Here is a 15,829-nt window from a genome sequence, read left to right as displayed (position 1 = left end):
CGGAAGCCGATCTTGTTGCCTAGACCTTGTAGTAGCGGTTCGCCCGCTTCTCGGCCTGGGCGATAGCGTCTTCCGCTGTCATCTGGCCAGTCACGGCAGTGGCATACATATCCACGAGCACATAGTCGGCCATCACGCCCGCCGAAGCTGCGCCGAGTGGTCCCGCATAGCCGTTCGGCCGCAGCGTTCCGGATGCCTTGGCGTAAGCGGCGTGGATGGGATCGGACTTCCACACCGGGTTGTCGGCGAATTCCTTCAAGGGTTGGCAGCAGTACGCGCTGGCACCCTGGATCCACGCATTCATGTTTTCGCTCTGGTACATGAACTGCAGATAGGCTTTCGCAGCTTCCGGATATTTGGTGTGCTTGAAGATCGATACCGTCGAAGTCTGGTGCAGTTCGACCGATTGACCGACCGGTCCGACCGGCAGATTGGTCGAGCGCATGTCCGCGGCGATCGCTGCCATCGCAGGGTCCTTCTTGGCGGCATAGTAAACCGAGACGCCATTGGCCGTCAGTGAGACCTGCCCGGCGAGGAAAGCGCGGTTGTTATTGACGTCCTGCCAGCTTTCCGTGCCCGGAATGAAGGTCTTGTAGAGCTCCTGCGCATATTTGACCGATGCCAGCGTCTCGGGGCTGTTGATCACCACCGTGCCGCTCTCATCGACCATCTTGCCGCCATGGCTCCAGAGCAACCAATGGGCATAGTTATTGCCATCGCCGACTGCCTTGCCATGCGGGAAACCCGCCGGTGTGCCCTTGGCCTGCATGGCTTTGCACAGCTCAAGGAAGCCCGCCGTATCCTTCGGAAACTCGCTGAAGCCCGCAGCCTTCATGTGGCTGTCGCGATAGACGACCGCGTTGCCGATGGCACAGAGCGGCAGCGCGATGAACTTGCCGTTGCGCTTGGCATAGCCCTCGAGGCCTGGATACCAGCCGCCATGTGCTCCGCCCAGATATTCGCCAAGCTCGGTCACATCGACAAGCTTGTCAGGATATTGCTGCGGATCGTCAAACCAGCTCATGACCATGTCCGGTCCGGAGCCGACATTGGCGGCCACCGCAGCTTTCGGACGAACGTCCTCCCAGCTTTCCTTGTCGATGCGCACCTGAACGCCTGTGGCGTCGCTGAATTTCTTGGTATTGGCCAGCCATGCAGCCTCTTCAGCCGGCACAAACGGCACCCAGCGCAGCAGGCGAAGGGTCGCGCCCTCTTCCGGTTTATATGCTGGCGCTGATTGCGCGAAAGCCGGCGTAAGACCGAACCGGTTCAATCCGGCTGCGGCGACGAGCCCGGCAGATGCGCCGAGAAGATGTCTTCTGTTGATGGTCATTGATGCTCCTCCATTAAACGACCGGATAAACTCAAAGGCTTGCAAAATGCGTCCGCATCCTGGGCCTGCTTACGGGGAATTGTATCCGGCACCTGCACCCCGACTGGCAGATGCCGTTTGGACACCTCTAGGCGAGACGCTTGCCCGTCTCAGCATCAAACAGATACGTCGCCTCCGCATGGATCGACAGGCCGACAGTTTCGCCGGGTTTCGCACTGATGCGCTGATGGAAAACACCGGTGACGAGATCACCGCCAACGCGCATGATCATCTGCGTTTCCGAGCCCGTTGGCTCGATGACCACCACTTCGGCGGGGATACCACCATCTGCAATGGTCATGTGTTCGGGACGCAGTCCATAGATCAAGGTGCGGCCCTTGGCGCTTTCAGGCGCCTTGGCAACCGGCAGGACGACACCCTTTTCCGTCGTGAATTTCAGCCCATGGTTCGGATCGAGCTTGCCCTTGATCATATTCATCGCCGGCGAGCCGATAAAGCTTGCCACAAAGAGATTGGCCGGCTGGTCATAAAGCTCGAGCGGCGCGCCGATCTGCTCGACGAGTCCGTCATGCATCACGACAATCTTGTCGGCCATGGTCATGGCTTCGATCTGGTCATGCGTGACATAGACGGTGGTCGTCTTCAGCCGCTGGTGCAGTTCCTTGATTTCCGCCCGCATCGCGACGCGCAGCTTGGCATCGAGGTTCGATAGCGGTTCATCGAACAGGAAGACTTGCGGATCGCGCACGATGGCGCGGCCCATGGCGACGCGCTGACGCTGACCGCCGGAAAGCTGGCGCGGAAAGCGGTCGAGCAGCGGCGACAGCCCCAGAATCTCGGCCGCCGGCTTCACGCGCTTGTCGATCTCCGACTTTGGCGCACCCTTCAGCTTCAGCGAAAAGGCCATATTGTCGGCGACGGTCATGTGTGGATAGAGCGCATAGTTCTGGAACACCATGGCGATGTCCCGCTCTTTCGGCGCGAGATTATTGACCACCTTCCCGCCAATGCGGATATCGCCTGCCGAGATGTTTTCGAGTCCCGCCAGCATGCGCAGTAAGGTGGACTTGCCGCAACCGGAAGGCCCGACAAGAATGACGAATTCGCCATCGGCGATCTCGATATCGACACCCTTGATAACCGGGTGTGTCCCGAATGATTTTCGTACGTTGGCGAATTCAACCGATGCCATGCCTTCTCCTCCAAAATTTCCGTGAGACAACGCTTTTCGAAAAATCGCTGTCGAAATATCTTTTAGCCGCGTCCGACGAGCGGCATCTTCGTCGCCATGATCGTCATCGTCAGCACATTGGCCTCCAGCGGCAAACTTGCCATATGCACCACCGCATCGCCGATATGATGCGCCGGGATTGTCGGTTCGGTGGCGGTCTCGCCATTGGCTTGTAGCACGCCGGTTGCCATCTTCGATGTCATCTCGGTTGTCGCATTGCCGATGTCGATCTGGCCACAGGCAATGTCGAATGGTCTGCCATCCAGCGCTGTCGATTTGGTCAGGCCGGTGACCGCGTGTTTCGTCGCCGTATAGGGCGCGGAATTCGGCCGCGGCGTCTGTGCCGATATTGAACCATTGTTGATGATACGCCCGCCGCGCGGCGTCTGGGCCTTCATCAGCTTCATCGCCTGCTGCGTACACAGGAAGACACCCGTAAGGTTGGCGCCGACAATCGAATTCCAGTGATCAAAGGTGAGTTCTTCCATGGGGATGTTCGGAACGTTGACCCCGGCATTGTTGATCAGAAGATCGAGACGCCCGAATTCGGATTTGATCGCCTCGAACAGGGCAGCAACCGATTTCGGGTCGCTTACATCGGCCGTTATGGCCTTGACTGTACCGTTGGTCTCTGAGGCCAGAGCCTTGGCTGCATCATCCAGCACGTCCTTACGCCGGCCGGAAATGACCACCGTATAGCCCGCGCCGAGCAGAGCGGTGGTAATCGCCTTGCCGACACCGGTGCCGCCGCCGGTAACCAGCGCGATCTTGCCTTTGCCTGAATCTTCTTTGCTCATGCCGCAACGTTCCCGCCCAGTTCGTCTTCAATATGAGCCTTGATGATATCATCGAAGGCAGTTTCTGCCTTGAAGCCGAGCTTCGTCGCACGCGTCGTGTCAAAATCGGTTGCCCATCCGGCGACGATTTTCTGGATGGTAGCGTCGGGTTCGCGGCGGATCAGCTTGACCGCTTTTTCGCCGGCGACGCGACGCAACGCGGCAATTTCCTCACCGACCAGTGCTGAAAGCCCCGGCATGGAAAGATTACGGCGAGCGCCGACCTTGTCGAGATCGAGCGTGGCTGCGTGGACGAAAAATCCGACTGCGGAGCGGGGGCTGGCAAACCAGTGACGAACATTCTCATCCACAGGCAGCACAGCCTCCTGTCCTGCCAAAGGTTCGCGCAGGATATTGGAGAAGAAACCAGACGCCGCCTTGTTTGGTTTGCCGGGACGAATGCAGATCGTCGGCAGGCGAATGCCGATTCCGTCAAAGAAACCGCGGCGGCTGTAGTCCGACAGCAACAGCTCGGAGATCGCCTTCTGTGTACCGTAGCTGGTCAGTGGCGTGGTGAAGAATTCGTCGCCGATCTTGTCCGGAAACGGCGTTCCGAAAACCGCGATCGATGAGGCAAATACCACGCGCGGCTTGTAGGGAGCGTTTCTGCTTTCCAGCCGGATCGCCTCGAACAAGGAACGCGTGCCGTCGAGATTGACCTTGTAGCCCTTTTCGAAATCGGCTTCCGCTTCGCCGGAGACGATGGCGGCGAGATGGAAGATCATGTCCGGACGGCTTGCGATCAGTGTCTCGGCCACGCCTGGATCGGAAAGGTCTGCCGCCTTGGTCACGGAAATGCTGGCAAAGGGTGCCGGCGCGACGGGTTCGATCACATCGACCAGCGTCAGCCTGTCGATGTCTCCACCCAGAGAGCCGGGCTCTGCAGCGATCCTGTCGAGTAATTTGCGGCCAACCATTCCGGCTGCACCGATGACCAAAACATGCATAAGAAGAATTCCTCCCTGCAAGCCCCTCCCGGGCTCGTTGCATTAGGTCGTAAACTCACTATAGGATCGAAATGGTATGAGGCTTTTCGTTTGGATACGAGGAGCGAAGGCGATGGAAATGTTTATCCATTTTTCGAGCCTTTGCGACAAAGTAGCCGGGCGAAAAGACCATATCCTCCGGACGCCGAAACGGCTGCAAGCTGCAGTGTCGAACCGCTCGGACGGGGGAAAGACCCCGCCCTTCGCGCTTCTCCTCGCATCTTTTTGCCGTTTCTGGCGCCATTGTCGATCCTATAGTGAGTTTACGACCTAATATATAAGAACGTGGCGCAAAGTTATGCACACTGACTAGCATTCATCAAGCTTTTTATGGTAGCGCTGTCATAAATCTTGTCAATCGCACTGGATTGGTGCCCATGCCGCGCAAACGCAACGCTCACCGAAGTCCTGACATGCCGACGCTTGCCGATGTCGCGCGCCTTGCGGGCGTGAGCGAGATCACGGCATCACGCGTGGTCCGCGCTCAAGGGCCTATCGCCGATTCTACCCGCGCCCGTGTGCTGACGGCCATCGCCGAGCTTGGCTATATTCCCAACCGTGCCGCTGGCAGCCTCGCTTCTGCGGGGTCTACTTTGATGAGCGTGCTGCTGCCGTCGCTCTCCAACATTGTCTTTCCCGATGTGCTGCGCGGCATCCACACCGCGCTCACCGAAACGGCCTTTCAACCGGTGATCGGTGTTACGGACTACGATCCGCTGATCGAAGAGCGCATCCTTGTCTCCTTTCTCGCATGGCAACCGGCGGCGGTGATCCTCGCTGGTCTACATCACACACCCACTGCACGCCGCCATCTGGAGCATGGCCGCTTCCGCGTCGCCGAGTTGATGGATATCGACGGAGAGCCCGTAGATATTGCCGTCGGCATGTCGCACCGCCGAGCGGGCTATGAAACCGGGCGGCATCTTATTCAGCGCGGTTACCGCCGCTTCGGCTATGCGAGGCACAATGTAGTCACCGACGATCGCGCCAGTGCGCGTTACGAGGGACTTTGCTCCGCATTGCAGGAAGCGGGACTTTCGTTGACAGCGGAGCATCGCTACCCCGGTCCAAGCTCAACTTTGGCAGGCCGTGAGGCGTTGGAAGTTCTTCTCGCCGCACATCCGGAACTCGACGTGGTCGTATTTCCGAACGATGACATGGCGATGGGCGGCATTTTCCATTGCACGCATGCGGGAATCGCCGTCAAGGAGAAGCTCGGCATTTTTGGCTTCAATGGTCTCGATATAGGACAAGCCATGCCAATGCCGCTATCGACGATCCTGTCGAAGCGCTTTCTCATCGGCAAGACGGCCGCTGAAAAACTGCTGGAAAGCCGCGAGCGGCCCGCCGAAAAAACCATCATCAATACCGGTTTCGATATCATCGAGGGCGCGACGGCATAGGGAAATGAGCCGGTTTCGTTTTTGATCAGATTGACATATGCGCATTTTCGTTTTCGTATAGACTACAGAAAAACGAAAATGAAAGCCCACGCCCATGTTCCTCGCTCCCAGGCACGCCGAAATTCTGGAGATGGCCAAGGAGCACGGGCGTGTCCTGGTGGACGACCTTGCTGTTCATTTCAATGTCACACCGCAAACCATTCGCAAGGATCTCAATGATCTGTGCGACCAGCGCCTGCTCAACCGTATTCACGGCGGTGCGCTGTTTCCTTCCGGCGTGCAGAATTTGGAATATGAGGCGCGGCGGTTGATTGCCGCGAGCGAGAAGGAAGCGATCGGCCGTGCCGCTGCCAACCTTATCCCCGACAATGCCTCCCTCTTCGTCAACATCGGCACCACCACGGAAGCGGTTGGCCAGGCGCTGCTCGACCGCAAGGGCCTGATGATAATTACCAATAATATCAATGTTGCCAACAAGTTACGTGTTTACCCCGATATCGAAGTGGTCATCGCCGGCGGTGTTGTGCGCGGTTCCGATGGCGGCATTGTCGGCGAAGCGGCGGTTGATTTCATCCGCCAGTTCAAGGTGGATTTCGCCGTCATTGGCACATCCGCGATCGATAGCGACGGCGCGCTGCTCGATTTCGATTTCCGCGAAGTCAAGGTCGCGCAGGCGATCATGGCCAATGCGCGCCATGTGATTCTCGTTTCCGATTCGACCAAGTTCGAGCGTACGGCGCCGGTGCGCATCGGTCATCTGTCGCAAGTCCACACCTTCATCACCGATCGTTGCGAGAGCGAGGCAATCCGGCAGATTTGCCTCGATGCAGACGTACGGCTCATCGAAACTTCAGTTTGACAACGCCTCTTGTGCGACGCGGCAATGCGCGTTATAGTTCCTTTTGGTTTCGTATTGCTTTCGTAATGCTACCATATGTCTTTCGCAATTGCGAAGAAATGGTGCGCTGCGAAATGGGGAGCGCGGAAATTGCCTAATCTGGTAGACATGGTCTACGACATCTTCGTCATCGGCGGCGGCATCAATGGATGCGGCATTGCGCGTGATGCCGTTGGCCGTGGGTTTTCCGTCTTCCTCGCGGAAATGAATGATCTCGCCAGCGGTACGTCCTCCGGTTCGACCAAGCTCATCCACGGCGGCCTGCGCTATCTCGAATATTACGAATTCCGGCTGGTGCGCGAATCGCTGATGGAGCGCGAAGTGCTCTGGGCCAGCGCGCCGCATATCATCTGGCCGCTGCGTTTTGTCTTGCCGCATCACGCGGGTCTTCGCCCGGCCTGGCTGCTGCGGCTCGGTCTCTTCCTCTATGACCATATCGGCGGGCGCAAGAAGCTTCCGGCCACACGCACGCTGGACATGACCCGCGATCCGGCGGCCAAGCCGCTGAAATCGCTCTATACCAAGGCCTTCGAATATTCCGACTGCTGGGTCAATGATGCGCGCTTCGTTGCGCTCAATGCTCGTGATGCGGCAGACCGTGGCGCAGTCATCCGCACCCGTACGAAAGTCGTCAGCGCCCGCCGCGATGCGGATCACTGGACGCTGACGCTGCAGGACGGCCTGACAGGCGCCACCGAGGAAGTTCGCTCGCGTCTCCTGGTCAATGCGGCTGGTCCATGGGTCGATGAAGTTTTGACCGGCGTCGTTGGCAGCAACAACGCGCATAATGTTCGTCTCGTGCAGGGCAGCCATATCGTCGTGAAGAAGAAGTTCGACGATCCGCGCGCCTACTTCTTCCAGAACACCGATGGCCGCATCATTTTCGCCATTCCCTATGAGCAGGATTTCACCCTCATCGGCACCACCGATCAGGACTATCACGGCAATCCGGCCGAGGTGAAAATCAGCGATGCCGAGATCGACTATCTCTGCGCCGCCGCCAGCGAATATTTCGTCGACCCGGTCAAGCGCGAGCATGTCGTTTGGACCTATTCCGGCGTGCGTCCGCTCTATGATGACGGCGCTTCGAAGGCGCAGGAAGCCACGCGCGATTATGTACTGAAGACCGACGCGCCGGAAGGTCAGGCGCCACTGCTCAACATATTCGGTGGGAAAATCACTACGTTCAGGCGCCTGTCCGAGCATATGCTGGAAAAGATCGAAGACCAGCTTGGCAAGCGCGGCAAGCCTTGGACCGCTGGTGGCACGTTGCCAGGGGGGGATTTCGCAGCGACCGCTTTCGATACAGAACTGCAAAAGCTGCAAGCTGACTACCCGTTTCTCGATCCGCGCCATGCGCATCGCCTGTTCCGGCTTTATGGTACGAAAGCGCGTATATTGCTTGGCAAGGCGACATCAATTGATACGCTCGGCAGGCATTTCGGCTCTGATCTTTACGAGGCGGAAGTGCGCTACCAGATCGAGCATGAATGGGCGGTGACGGCACAGGACGTGTTGTGGCGCCGCACCAAGAAGGGTTTGCATTTGAGTGCCGATGAGGCCGCTGTGCTCGACCGTTTCATGGAAAATGCGGTCGATAGACGGCGCCAGATCGCGGCGGAATAGAATTGAATTTACGCGGCGTGGACGAGAGGTTCGCGCCGTCTCTGGGAGGGGTAGGAATGTTAGAACTGCGGAATGTATCCAAGGTGGTGGGTGGCAAGCCCCATCTCAGCGATATTTCGCTCAACTTGGAACATGCAACGCTGAATGTCCTGCTCGGGCCGACCCTCTCCGGCAAGACCAGCCTCATGCGGATCATGGCCGGGCTCGATGTGCCGACTTCCGGCTCGGTCTGGTTCGACGGCAAGGATGTGACCGGCGTGCCGGTACAAAAGCGCTCGGTCGCCATGGTCTATCAGCAGTTCATCAATTACCCGGCCTTCACGGTCTATGAGAACATCGCCTCGCCGATGCGCGTGGCCGGTGCCGACAAGGCGACGATCGACCGCGAAGTGCGCAAGGCCGCCGATATGCTGAAGCTCACCCCCTTCCTTGATCGCACGCCGCTCAGTCTCTCCGGCGGCCAGCAGCAGCGCACCGCACTCGCCCGCGCCATCGTCAAGAATGCCAAGCTGGTGCTGCTCGATGAGCCGCTGGCCAATCTCGACTACAAGCTGCGTGAAGAACTGCGGCAGGAGCTGCCGCGGATATTTGCCGAATCCGGCACGATTTTTGTTTATGCCACGACTGAACCCCACGAGGCGCTGCTGCTCGGGGGCAACACGGCGACATTGGCCGAAGGCCGCATCACCCAGTTCGGGCCGACCATTGACGTGTTCCGCAAGCCGGATGATCTCATCACCGCGCAGACGTTCGCTGACCCGCCACTCAACACCATTGCGCTGGCAAAATTCGGCAAGGCGTTTCAGCTCGAGGGCGGCGTTACGCTACCAGTGCCGGCACATCTCGCCGAGTTCGCCGATGGCACCTATACGATCGGCTTCCAGCCGCATCATATCAACACAGTCCGCAGCAATGCCGATGAGATTGGCTTGAGAGCAACTGTCACCGCGACCGAAATCACCGGTTCGGAAAGCTTCGTGCATCTCTCCTTTGCCGATGCACGCTGGACGATGCTTACGCACGGCATCCACATCTACACGCCCGATGAGGCGATCGACATTTTCATCGATCCGCGCAATCTGATGATTTTCGACGTGAGCGGCAATTCCGTCAGCCGCCGCCAGAAGCTGGCAGCATAGGGGGAACCATGGCACGCATCGACCTCAACCATATCCGCCACGCCTACGGCCCCAACCCGAAGTCGGATAAGGATTACGCGCTGAAGGAAGTCCATCACAGCTGGGAAGATGGCGGCGCCTATGCGCTGCTCGGCCCGTCCGGTTGCGGCAAGACCACGCTCTTGAACATCATTTCCGGGCTGATCCATCCCTCGCACGGGCAATTGCTGTTCGACGGCGTCGATGTAACGAACCTTTCAACGCAGGAACGCAATATCGCGCAGGTGTTCCAGTTCCCTGTGATCTACGACACGATGACCGTCTACGACAATCTTGCCTTTCCGTTGCGCAATCGCGGCGTGCCGGAAGTGGAAATCGACCGCAAGGTGCGCGAGACGCTGGAGATGATCGACCTTGCCAGCTGGGCCAAGAGGAAGGCGCGCGGTCTGACAGCTGACCAGAAGCAGAAGATTTCGCTCGGGCGCGGCCTTGTCCGCTCCGACGTCAACGCCATCCTTTTCGATGAACCGCTGACCGTCATCGATCCGCATATGAAATGGGTGCTGCGCTCGCAGTTGAAACAGCTGCACCAGCGCTTCGGCTACACCATGGTCTATGTCACGCACGACCAGACGGAAGCGCTGACCTTCGCCCAGAAGGTCGTGGTCATGTATGACGGCGAGATCGTGCAAATCGGTACACCGGAAGAATTGTTCGAACGGCCGAAACATACCTTCGTCGGCTATTTTATCGGCTCGCCCGGCATGAACGTCATGCCGGTGAAGCTTTCCGGTGGCATCGCCCAGATCGGCAGTCATCAGATCCAGCTGCCTGCGCCGGTAATGCCCGCCGAGGCGAAGACGGTCGAACTCGGCATTCGCCCGGAATATGTGCGGCTCGGCCGTTCCGGCATGCCTGTAAAGATCGCCAAGGTCGAGGATATCGGCCGCCACAAGATCGTCCGCACCCGGCTCGAAAACCAGGATATCGCTATCATCGTCGGCGAGGGCGAGGATATTCCGGCCGAGCCGCATATCGCCTTCGATCCGAAGGGCATCAATATCTATGCCGATAGCTGGCGCGTGGGAGGGAACTGAGCCATGGAAAAAACCTGGAACAACAAAGCCTGGTTCATGGTCCTGCCGGTGCTGCTGCTCGTCGCCTTTTCAGCCGTTATCCCGCTGATGACCGTCGTCAATTATTCGGTGCAGGACACATTCGGCAACAACCAGTTTTTCTGGGCCGGAACCGAGTGGTTTGACGAAATCCTCCACTCCGAACGCTTTCATGCATCGCTCGGGCGCAATCTCATCTTCTCCTTCATCATCCTTGCGATCGAGATTCCGCTGGGTATCGTCATCGCACTCAATATGCCGCGCAAGGGCTGGGGCGTTCCAGTCTGCCTGGTGCTGATGGCATTGCCGCTGCTCATCCCGTGGAATGTGGTCGGTACGATCTGGCAGGTCTTTGGCCGTACCGATATCGGTTTGCTCGGCCACACGCTGGAAAGTCTCGGCATCAACTACAACTACGTGCAGAACCCGATGCATGCCTGGTTCACGGTCATCATCATGGATATCTGGCACTGGACGAGCCTCGTCGTGCTGCTCTGCTATGCTGGTCTCGTCTCGATCCCCGATGCCTTCTATCAGGCCGCCAAGATCGATGGTGCCTCGCGCTGGGCGGTGTTCCGTTACATCCAGCTGCCGAAGATGAACCGCGTTTTGCTTATCGCCGTTCTCTTGCGCTTCATGGACAGTTTCATGATCTATACGGAACCCTTCGTCGTTACTGGCGGCGGCCCTGGCAATTCGACGACGTTCCTGTCGATCGATCTGGTCAAGATGGCGGTTGGCCAGTTCGACCTTGGACCCGCAGCGGCCATGTCGATCATCTACTTCCTGATCATCCTGCTGATGTCGTGGGTGTTCTACACCATCATGACCAATTACGATGCGGAGCGCTGAAATGAGTGTGCGACAAGAAACACTTGCACGCACCAGCGAGCGGCCGGAAACCGAGCAGCGCCAGATCGACAAGGCGCTGGCGCGAAAGATGCGCAAGCGCGGCGACGAGTCCAAATTCTGGTGGCTGATCCCGACGCTCTACATCATCTTCCTGATGCTGCCGATCTACTGGCTCATCAATATGAGCTTCAAGACCAATCAGGAAATCCTCGGCGCCTTCTCGCTCTGGCCACAGAACCCGACCCTGCACAACTACGCGGTCATCTTCACCGATCCGTCCTGGTACAAGGGCTATATCAACTCCATCATCTATGTGGTGATGAACACGGTTATTTCGGTGCTGGTGGCCTTGCCTGCAGCCTATGCATTTTCGCGCTACCGGTTTCTCGGCGACAAGCATTTGTTCTTCTGGCTGCTGACCAACCGCATGGCACCGCCCGCAGTTTTTGCCTTGCCGTTCTTCCAGCTTTATTCGGCCTTCGGCCTGATCGATACGCACATCGCCGTGGCATTGGCGCATTGTCTGTTCAACGTACCGCTGGCGGTGTGGATCCTTGAAGGTTTTATGTCGGGTGTGCCGAAAGAAATCGATGAGACGGCCTATATCGATGGCTATTCCTTCCCGCGCTTCTTCCTGAAGATTTTCATTCCGCTCATCGCCAGCGGCATCGGTGTGGCCGCCTTCTTCTGCTTCATGTTCTCATGGGTGGAATTGCTGATCGCCCGTACGCTGACGACGACTGCCGCAAAGCCGATCGCCGCCATCATGACGCGCACGGTTTCTGCTTCCGGCATGGATTGGGGCGTTCTGGCTGCGGCCGGTGTGTTGACGATCATCCCTGGTGCGATCGTCATCTATTTCGTCCGTAACTATATCGCCAAGGGCTTTGCCCTGGGGAGGGTGTAATGGAAACGACAAGGCGTTGGCCTGTAGCGCTGGCGGTTCTCGCCATAGCTTTCGCAATCATGATCGGGCTTCTCGTTGCAGCCGTACCTGTCAAGGACGGTGCGCGTGACTGGTCCGCGCCATTGATCGCTGGTGGGTGGATGGCCTGGACGTTCCCGACGGCGCTGTTCTTCCTGACCATCTTTGCACTCATGTCGCTTATGGCCGTCTGGGAATATGCCTCGCCGGGCGGCAATCCGCGCGTCGGCATCCTGCGCTTTGAAACCACGCGCGGCGACCGCCTGTTCGTGTCGCTGCTTGGCAGCGCATTCATTCACCTCGCCTGGCTTGGACTTGTCGGTCCGAACCTCTGGTGGGCTTTGGCTTTATCCGTGGTCTACGCCATCGGCGTATTCCGCTTCGTTTAGGAATTAGATGCCCGGCACCCGCCGGGCATTTGACGATGCAATCGCAACTTTGGGAGGACAATCATGCGAACGCGAATTTTAACGACAACGACAGCCTTGGCGCTGCTGTTCGGTGCAGGCAGTGCCTGGGCCGGAATGGACGAAGCCAAGGCATTCCTTGACAAGGAAATTGGCGACATGTCGACGCTCGACCGGGCGGCCCAGGAGAAGGAAATGCAGTGGTTCGTCGATGCGGCGAAGCCTTTCGCCGGCATGGACATCAAGGTGGTTTCAGAAACCATCACCACCCACGAATATGAATCCAAGGTGCTCGCCAAGGCATTTGCCGACATCACCGGTATCAAGGTGACGCACGACATCATCGGTGAAGGTGATGTGGTGGAAAAGCTGCAGACACAGATGCAGTCGGGCGAAAACATTTATGATGCCTATATCAACGACTCGGATTTGATCGGCACGCATTGGCGCTACCAGCAGGCACGCAATCTGACCGACTGGATGGCCAATGAAGGCAAGGATGTCACCAATCCGGGCCTTGACGTAGATGATTTTGTCGGCAAGTCGTTCACAACCGCTCCGGACGGCAAGCTCTATCAGTTGCCCGATCAGCAGTTCGCCAACCTTTACTGGTTCCGCTATGACTGGTTCAACGACGAAAAGAACAAGGCGGATTTCAAGGCAAAATATGGCTATGATCTTGGCGTCCCGGTCAACTGGTCAGCCTATGAGGACATTGCAGAATTCTTCACCGGCCGTGATGTCGACGGCAAGAAGGTCTTCGGCCACATGGACTATGGCAAGAAGGATCCGTCACTCGGCTGGCGGTTCACCGATGCCTGGCTTTCCATGGCTGGCAATGGTGACAAGGGTCTGCCGAATGGTCTGCCTGTCGACGAATGGGGCATCAAGGTCAACGACAAGTCACAGCCCGTCGGGTCTTGCGTTGCGCGCGGCGGCGACACCAACGGCCCTGCTGCAGTCTACTCGATCCAGAAATATCTCGATTGGCTGAAGGCCTATGCACCGCCGGAAGCTCAGGGCATGACCTTCTCCGAATCCGGTCCGGTTCCGGCGCAGGGCAATGTCGCCCAGCAGATTTTCTGGTATACCGCCTTCACAGCCGACATGGTCAAGCCCGGCTTGCCGGTCATGAATGCAGACGGCACGCCGAAATGGCGTATGGCGCCCTCGCCACACGGCGTCTACTGGAAGGATGGTATGAAGCTCGGCTATCAGGACGCCGGCTCCTGGACGCTGATGAAGTCAACTCCGGTAGACCGCGCGAAGGCGGCTTGGCTCTACGCTCAGTTCGTCACGTCGAAGACCGTGGATGTGAAGAAGAGCCATGTGGGCCTGACTTTCATCCGTGAAAGCACGATCCAGGACAAGAGCTTTACCAAGCGTGCGCCGGAACTCGGTGGTTTGATCGAATTCTATCGTTCGCCAGCCCGCGTGCAGTGGTCGCCAACCGGCACCAACGTCCCGGACTATCCGAAGCTGGCTCAGCTCTGGTGGCAGGCGATCGGCGATGCTTCTTCCGGTGCAAAGTCTGCACAGGAAGCCATGGACTCGCTCTGCGCCGAGCAGGAAAAGGTCTTGGGCCGCATCGAGAAATCCGGTGTTCAGGGTGATATCGGCCCGAAACTGGCCGAAGAGCATGATCTTGCCTACTGGAATGCCGATGCCGTCAAGGCCGGCCATCTGGCACCGCAGCTGAAGATCGAGAACGAAAAAGAGAAGCCCCAGACCATCAATTACGATGAACTGGTCAAGAGCTGGAACAAGTAAGTTTCAAGCGTTTTGGTGGGGGAAGGGGGTGGCGCTTCGGCTCCGCCCCCTTTTTCTCTATAAGAGCCCATAAACCTGCAGCAGGCACTTCATCCGGTTTACCGCAAGCTCGGGCTTGTCCAGGACATTGGCCTGATCGGCCAGCTGGAAGATATCTGCATAGTGGACGATACCGCGTGCCGACTGCATGCCAGCCGGCATGGTGAAATGGCTCTGATGGCCGTTGAGCCAGGCGAGAAACACCACGCCGGCCTTGTAATATTGCGTCGGCGCCTCGAAGATCTTGCGCGATAAGGGAACTGTCGGTTCGATTACATCGCGAAATTGTTGAATCTCGCCTTTGGCGAGATGGCTTAATGCCTTGGAGGCGGATGGCGCTACCGCATCGAAGATGCCAAGCAGCGCATGACTGTACCGCTGGCCATCGCCTTCGATCAGTTCGGCATAGTTGAAATCATCACCTGTGAAGCAGAGCACGCCCTCTGGCAGACGCTTGCGCAGCTCGATTTCCTTGGCGTTGTCGAGCAACGAGATTTTGATGCCTTCGACCTTGTCCCTGTTATCGTTAATGATCGCGAGGACGGTTTCCAGCGCCTGCTCGAACGAGGGCGAGCCCCAGTATCCGGCAAGCTGCGGGTCGAACATGTCACCGAGCCAGTGCAGCACCACTTTCTCGCGCGTCTGGCTCAAGATATGGTTGTAGACCGTACGGTAGTCGCCAGCTGAACGCGCCACACGCGCCAGCGCTCGGCTCGCCATCATGACCGCTCGTCCGCCTTCGGCCTCGACAAAACCAATTTGCGTTTCATAGGCTTCGATGACGTCCTGAAGCGTACGCGCAACCTCGGGCAAAAGCTGATCGGTACCTGCGCCGCAGGCGAGGTCCGCACCCGGAACGGTTCGCGATTCCGCCAGCGAGCGGCGGATCAGTTCGCGTGCTCCGGCCCAATTCACACCCATGCCGCGCTGTGCCGTGTCCATGGCCTCGGCGATCTTGAAACCGAGTGACCAGAGGTGGTGACGGAACGCCATGGTCGCGTCCCAATCGATGGCAGGCGCACCCCAGGGTTGAACATCGCGCAGCGGATCGGAGACCACATGAGCAGCGGCATAGGCGATACGGTTGAAGGTTGGAGGACTTGATGGCGCGGCAATCGGGACGCCCTTCAAAGCGTAATGCGTGACTATGCCACTTGCATTTGGCAACTGAAGTTTGAGGGTCATTCGCATTGCTCCCAGTCCAATAATTCACTTTTAATTTGGAACGTTCCAAAAAACAAGAGGTAATAAGAAGCGCCGATATGAACATTATAAGCCAATTATTATGGC

Annotated in this window: 14 protein-coding genes; 9 read left to right on the top strand and 5 right to left on the bottom strand. The window is 58.0% G+C overall.

Features of this window, described 5'->3' with window-relative positions:
• Positions 1-19: 19 nt before the first annotated feature.
• The 4 genes from ACSQ3H_RS02115 to denD all read right to left on the bottom strand — a co-directional run bounded on the left by ACSQ3H_RS02115 (position 20) and on the right by denD (position 4,347).
• Positions 20-1,333 carry an ABC transporter substrate-binding protein gene (locus tag ACSQ3H_RS02115; protein WP_436115515.1) on the bottom strand — a complete coding sequence of 438 codons (1,314 nt, stop codon included), beginning with the start codon at positions 1,331-1,333 and terminating at the stop codon, positions 20-22.
• Positions 1,334-1,460: 127 nt separating this feature from the next.
• Entirely contained in the window at positions 1,461-2,525 is a 1,065-nt protein-coding gene (locus tag ACSQ3H_RS02110) for an ABC transporter ATP-binding protein (RefSeq protein ID WP_436115514.1), read from the bottom strand.
• 62 nt (positions 2,526-2,587) lie between these two features.
• The gene (locus ACSQ3H_RS02105; protein WP_436115513.1) at positions 2,588-3,361 is read right to left on the bottom strand and encodes an SDR family oxidoreductase; all 774 of its coding nucleotides are present in this window, start codon (positions 3,359-3,361) and stop codon (positions 2,588-2,590) included.
• Positions 3,358-4,347 (bottom strand): D-erythronate dehydrogenase, encoded by a 990-nt coding sequence (gene denD, locus ACSQ3H_RS02100; RefSeq protein WP_436115512.1) that lies wholly within the window; start codon positions 4,345-4,347, stop codon positions 3,358-3,360. The genes ACSQ3H_RS02105 and denD overlap by 4 nt, the downstream gene beginning before the upstream one ends.
• Positions 4,348-4,763: 416 nt before the next feature.
• On the opposite strand from denD, the gene ACSQ3H_RS02095 reads away from it, so the two are divergent.
• The 9 genes from ACSQ3H_RS02095 to ACSQ3H_RS02055 all read left to right on the top strand — a co-directional run bounded on the left by ACSQ3H_RS02095 (position 4,764) and on the right by ACSQ3H_RS02055 (position 14,500).
• Complete coding sequence (locus tag ACSQ3H_RS02095) at positions 4,764-5,789, top strand: LacI family DNA-binding transcriptional regulator (RefSeq protein ID WP_436115511.1); 1,026 nt, start codon at positions 4,764-4,766, stop codon at positions 5,787-5,789.
• 94 nt (positions 5,790-5,883) lie between these two features.
• Positions 5,884-6,648 (top strand): DeoR/GlpR family DNA-binding transcription regulator, encoded by a 765-nt coding sequence (locus tag ACSQ3H_RS02090; protein ID WP_436115510.1) that lies wholly within the window; start codon positions 5,884-5,886, stop codon positions 6,646-6,648.
• A 147-nt stretch (positions 6,649-6,795) separates the two neighbouring features.
• On the top strand, positions 6,796-8,313 hold the full coding sequence (locus tag ACSQ3H_RS02085) for a glycerol-3-phosphate dehydrogenase (protein WP_436119321.1): 1,518 nt from the start codon (positions 6,796-6,798) through the stop codon (positions 8,311-8,313).
• 56 nt (positions 8,314-8,369) lie between these two features.
• The gene (locus tag ACSQ3H_RS02080; RefSeq protein WP_436115509.1) at positions 8,370-9,452 is read left to right on the top strand and encodes an ABC transporter ATP-binding protein; all 1,083 of its coding nucleotides are present in this window, start codon (positions 8,370-8,372) and stop codon (positions 9,450-9,452) included.
• 8 nt (positions 9,453-9,460) lie between these two features.
• The gene (locus ACSQ3H_RS02075) at positions 9,461-10,528 is read left to right on the top strand and encodes an ABC transporter ATP-binding protein (RefSeq protein ID WP_436115508.1); all 1,068 of its coding nucleotides are present in this window, start codon (positions 9,461-9,463) and stop codon (positions 10,526-10,528) included.
• 3 nt (positions 10,529-10,531) lie between these two features.
• Positions 10,532-11,398 (top strand): carbohydrate ABC transporter permease, encoded by an 867-nt coding sequence (locus ACSQ3H_RS02070; protein ID WP_436115507.1) that lies wholly within the window; start codon positions 10,532-10,534, stop codon positions 11,396-11,398.
• An 88-nt stretch (positions 11,399-11,486) separates the two neighbouring features.
• A complete protein-coding gene (locus tag ACSQ3H_RS02065) occupies positions 11,487-12,305 on the top strand; it encodes a carbohydrate ABC transporter permease (protein WP_436119320.1) in 819 nt (272 codons plus the stop codon).
• Entirely contained in the window at positions 12,305-12,712 is a 408-nt protein-coding gene (locus ACSQ3H_RS02060; protein WP_436115506.1) for a DUF2160 domain-containing protein, read from the top strand. The genes ACSQ3H_RS02065 and ACSQ3H_RS02060 overlap by 1 nt, the downstream gene beginning before the upstream one ends.
• Positions 12,713-12,775: 63 nt before the next feature.
• Entirely contained in the window at positions 12,776-14,500 is a 1,725-nt protein-coding gene (locus ACSQ3H_RS02055; RefSeq protein WP_436115505.1) for an ABC transporter substrate-binding protein, read from the top strand.
• Positions 14,501-14,557: 57 nt separating this feature from the next.
• On the opposite strand, the gene ACSQ3H_RS02050 is transcribed toward ACSQ3H_RS02055, so the two are convergent.
• Complete coding sequence (locus ACSQ3H_RS02050; RefSeq protein WP_436115504.1) at positions 14,558-15,724, bottom strand: dihydrodipicolinate synthase family protein; 1,167 nt, start codon at positions 15,722-15,724, stop codon at positions 14,558-14,560.
• Positions 15,725-15,829: the final 105 nt, after the last annotated feature.

It is taken from the genome of Phyllobacterium sp. LjRoot231 (assembly GCF_964253365.1).
In the GTDB taxonomy this organism is placed as follows: domain Bacteria; phylum Pseudomonadota; class Alphaproteobacteria; order Rhizobiales; family Rhizobiaceae; genus Phyllobacterium.
This window is presented reverse-complemented; position numbering and strand designations above follow the sequence as displayed.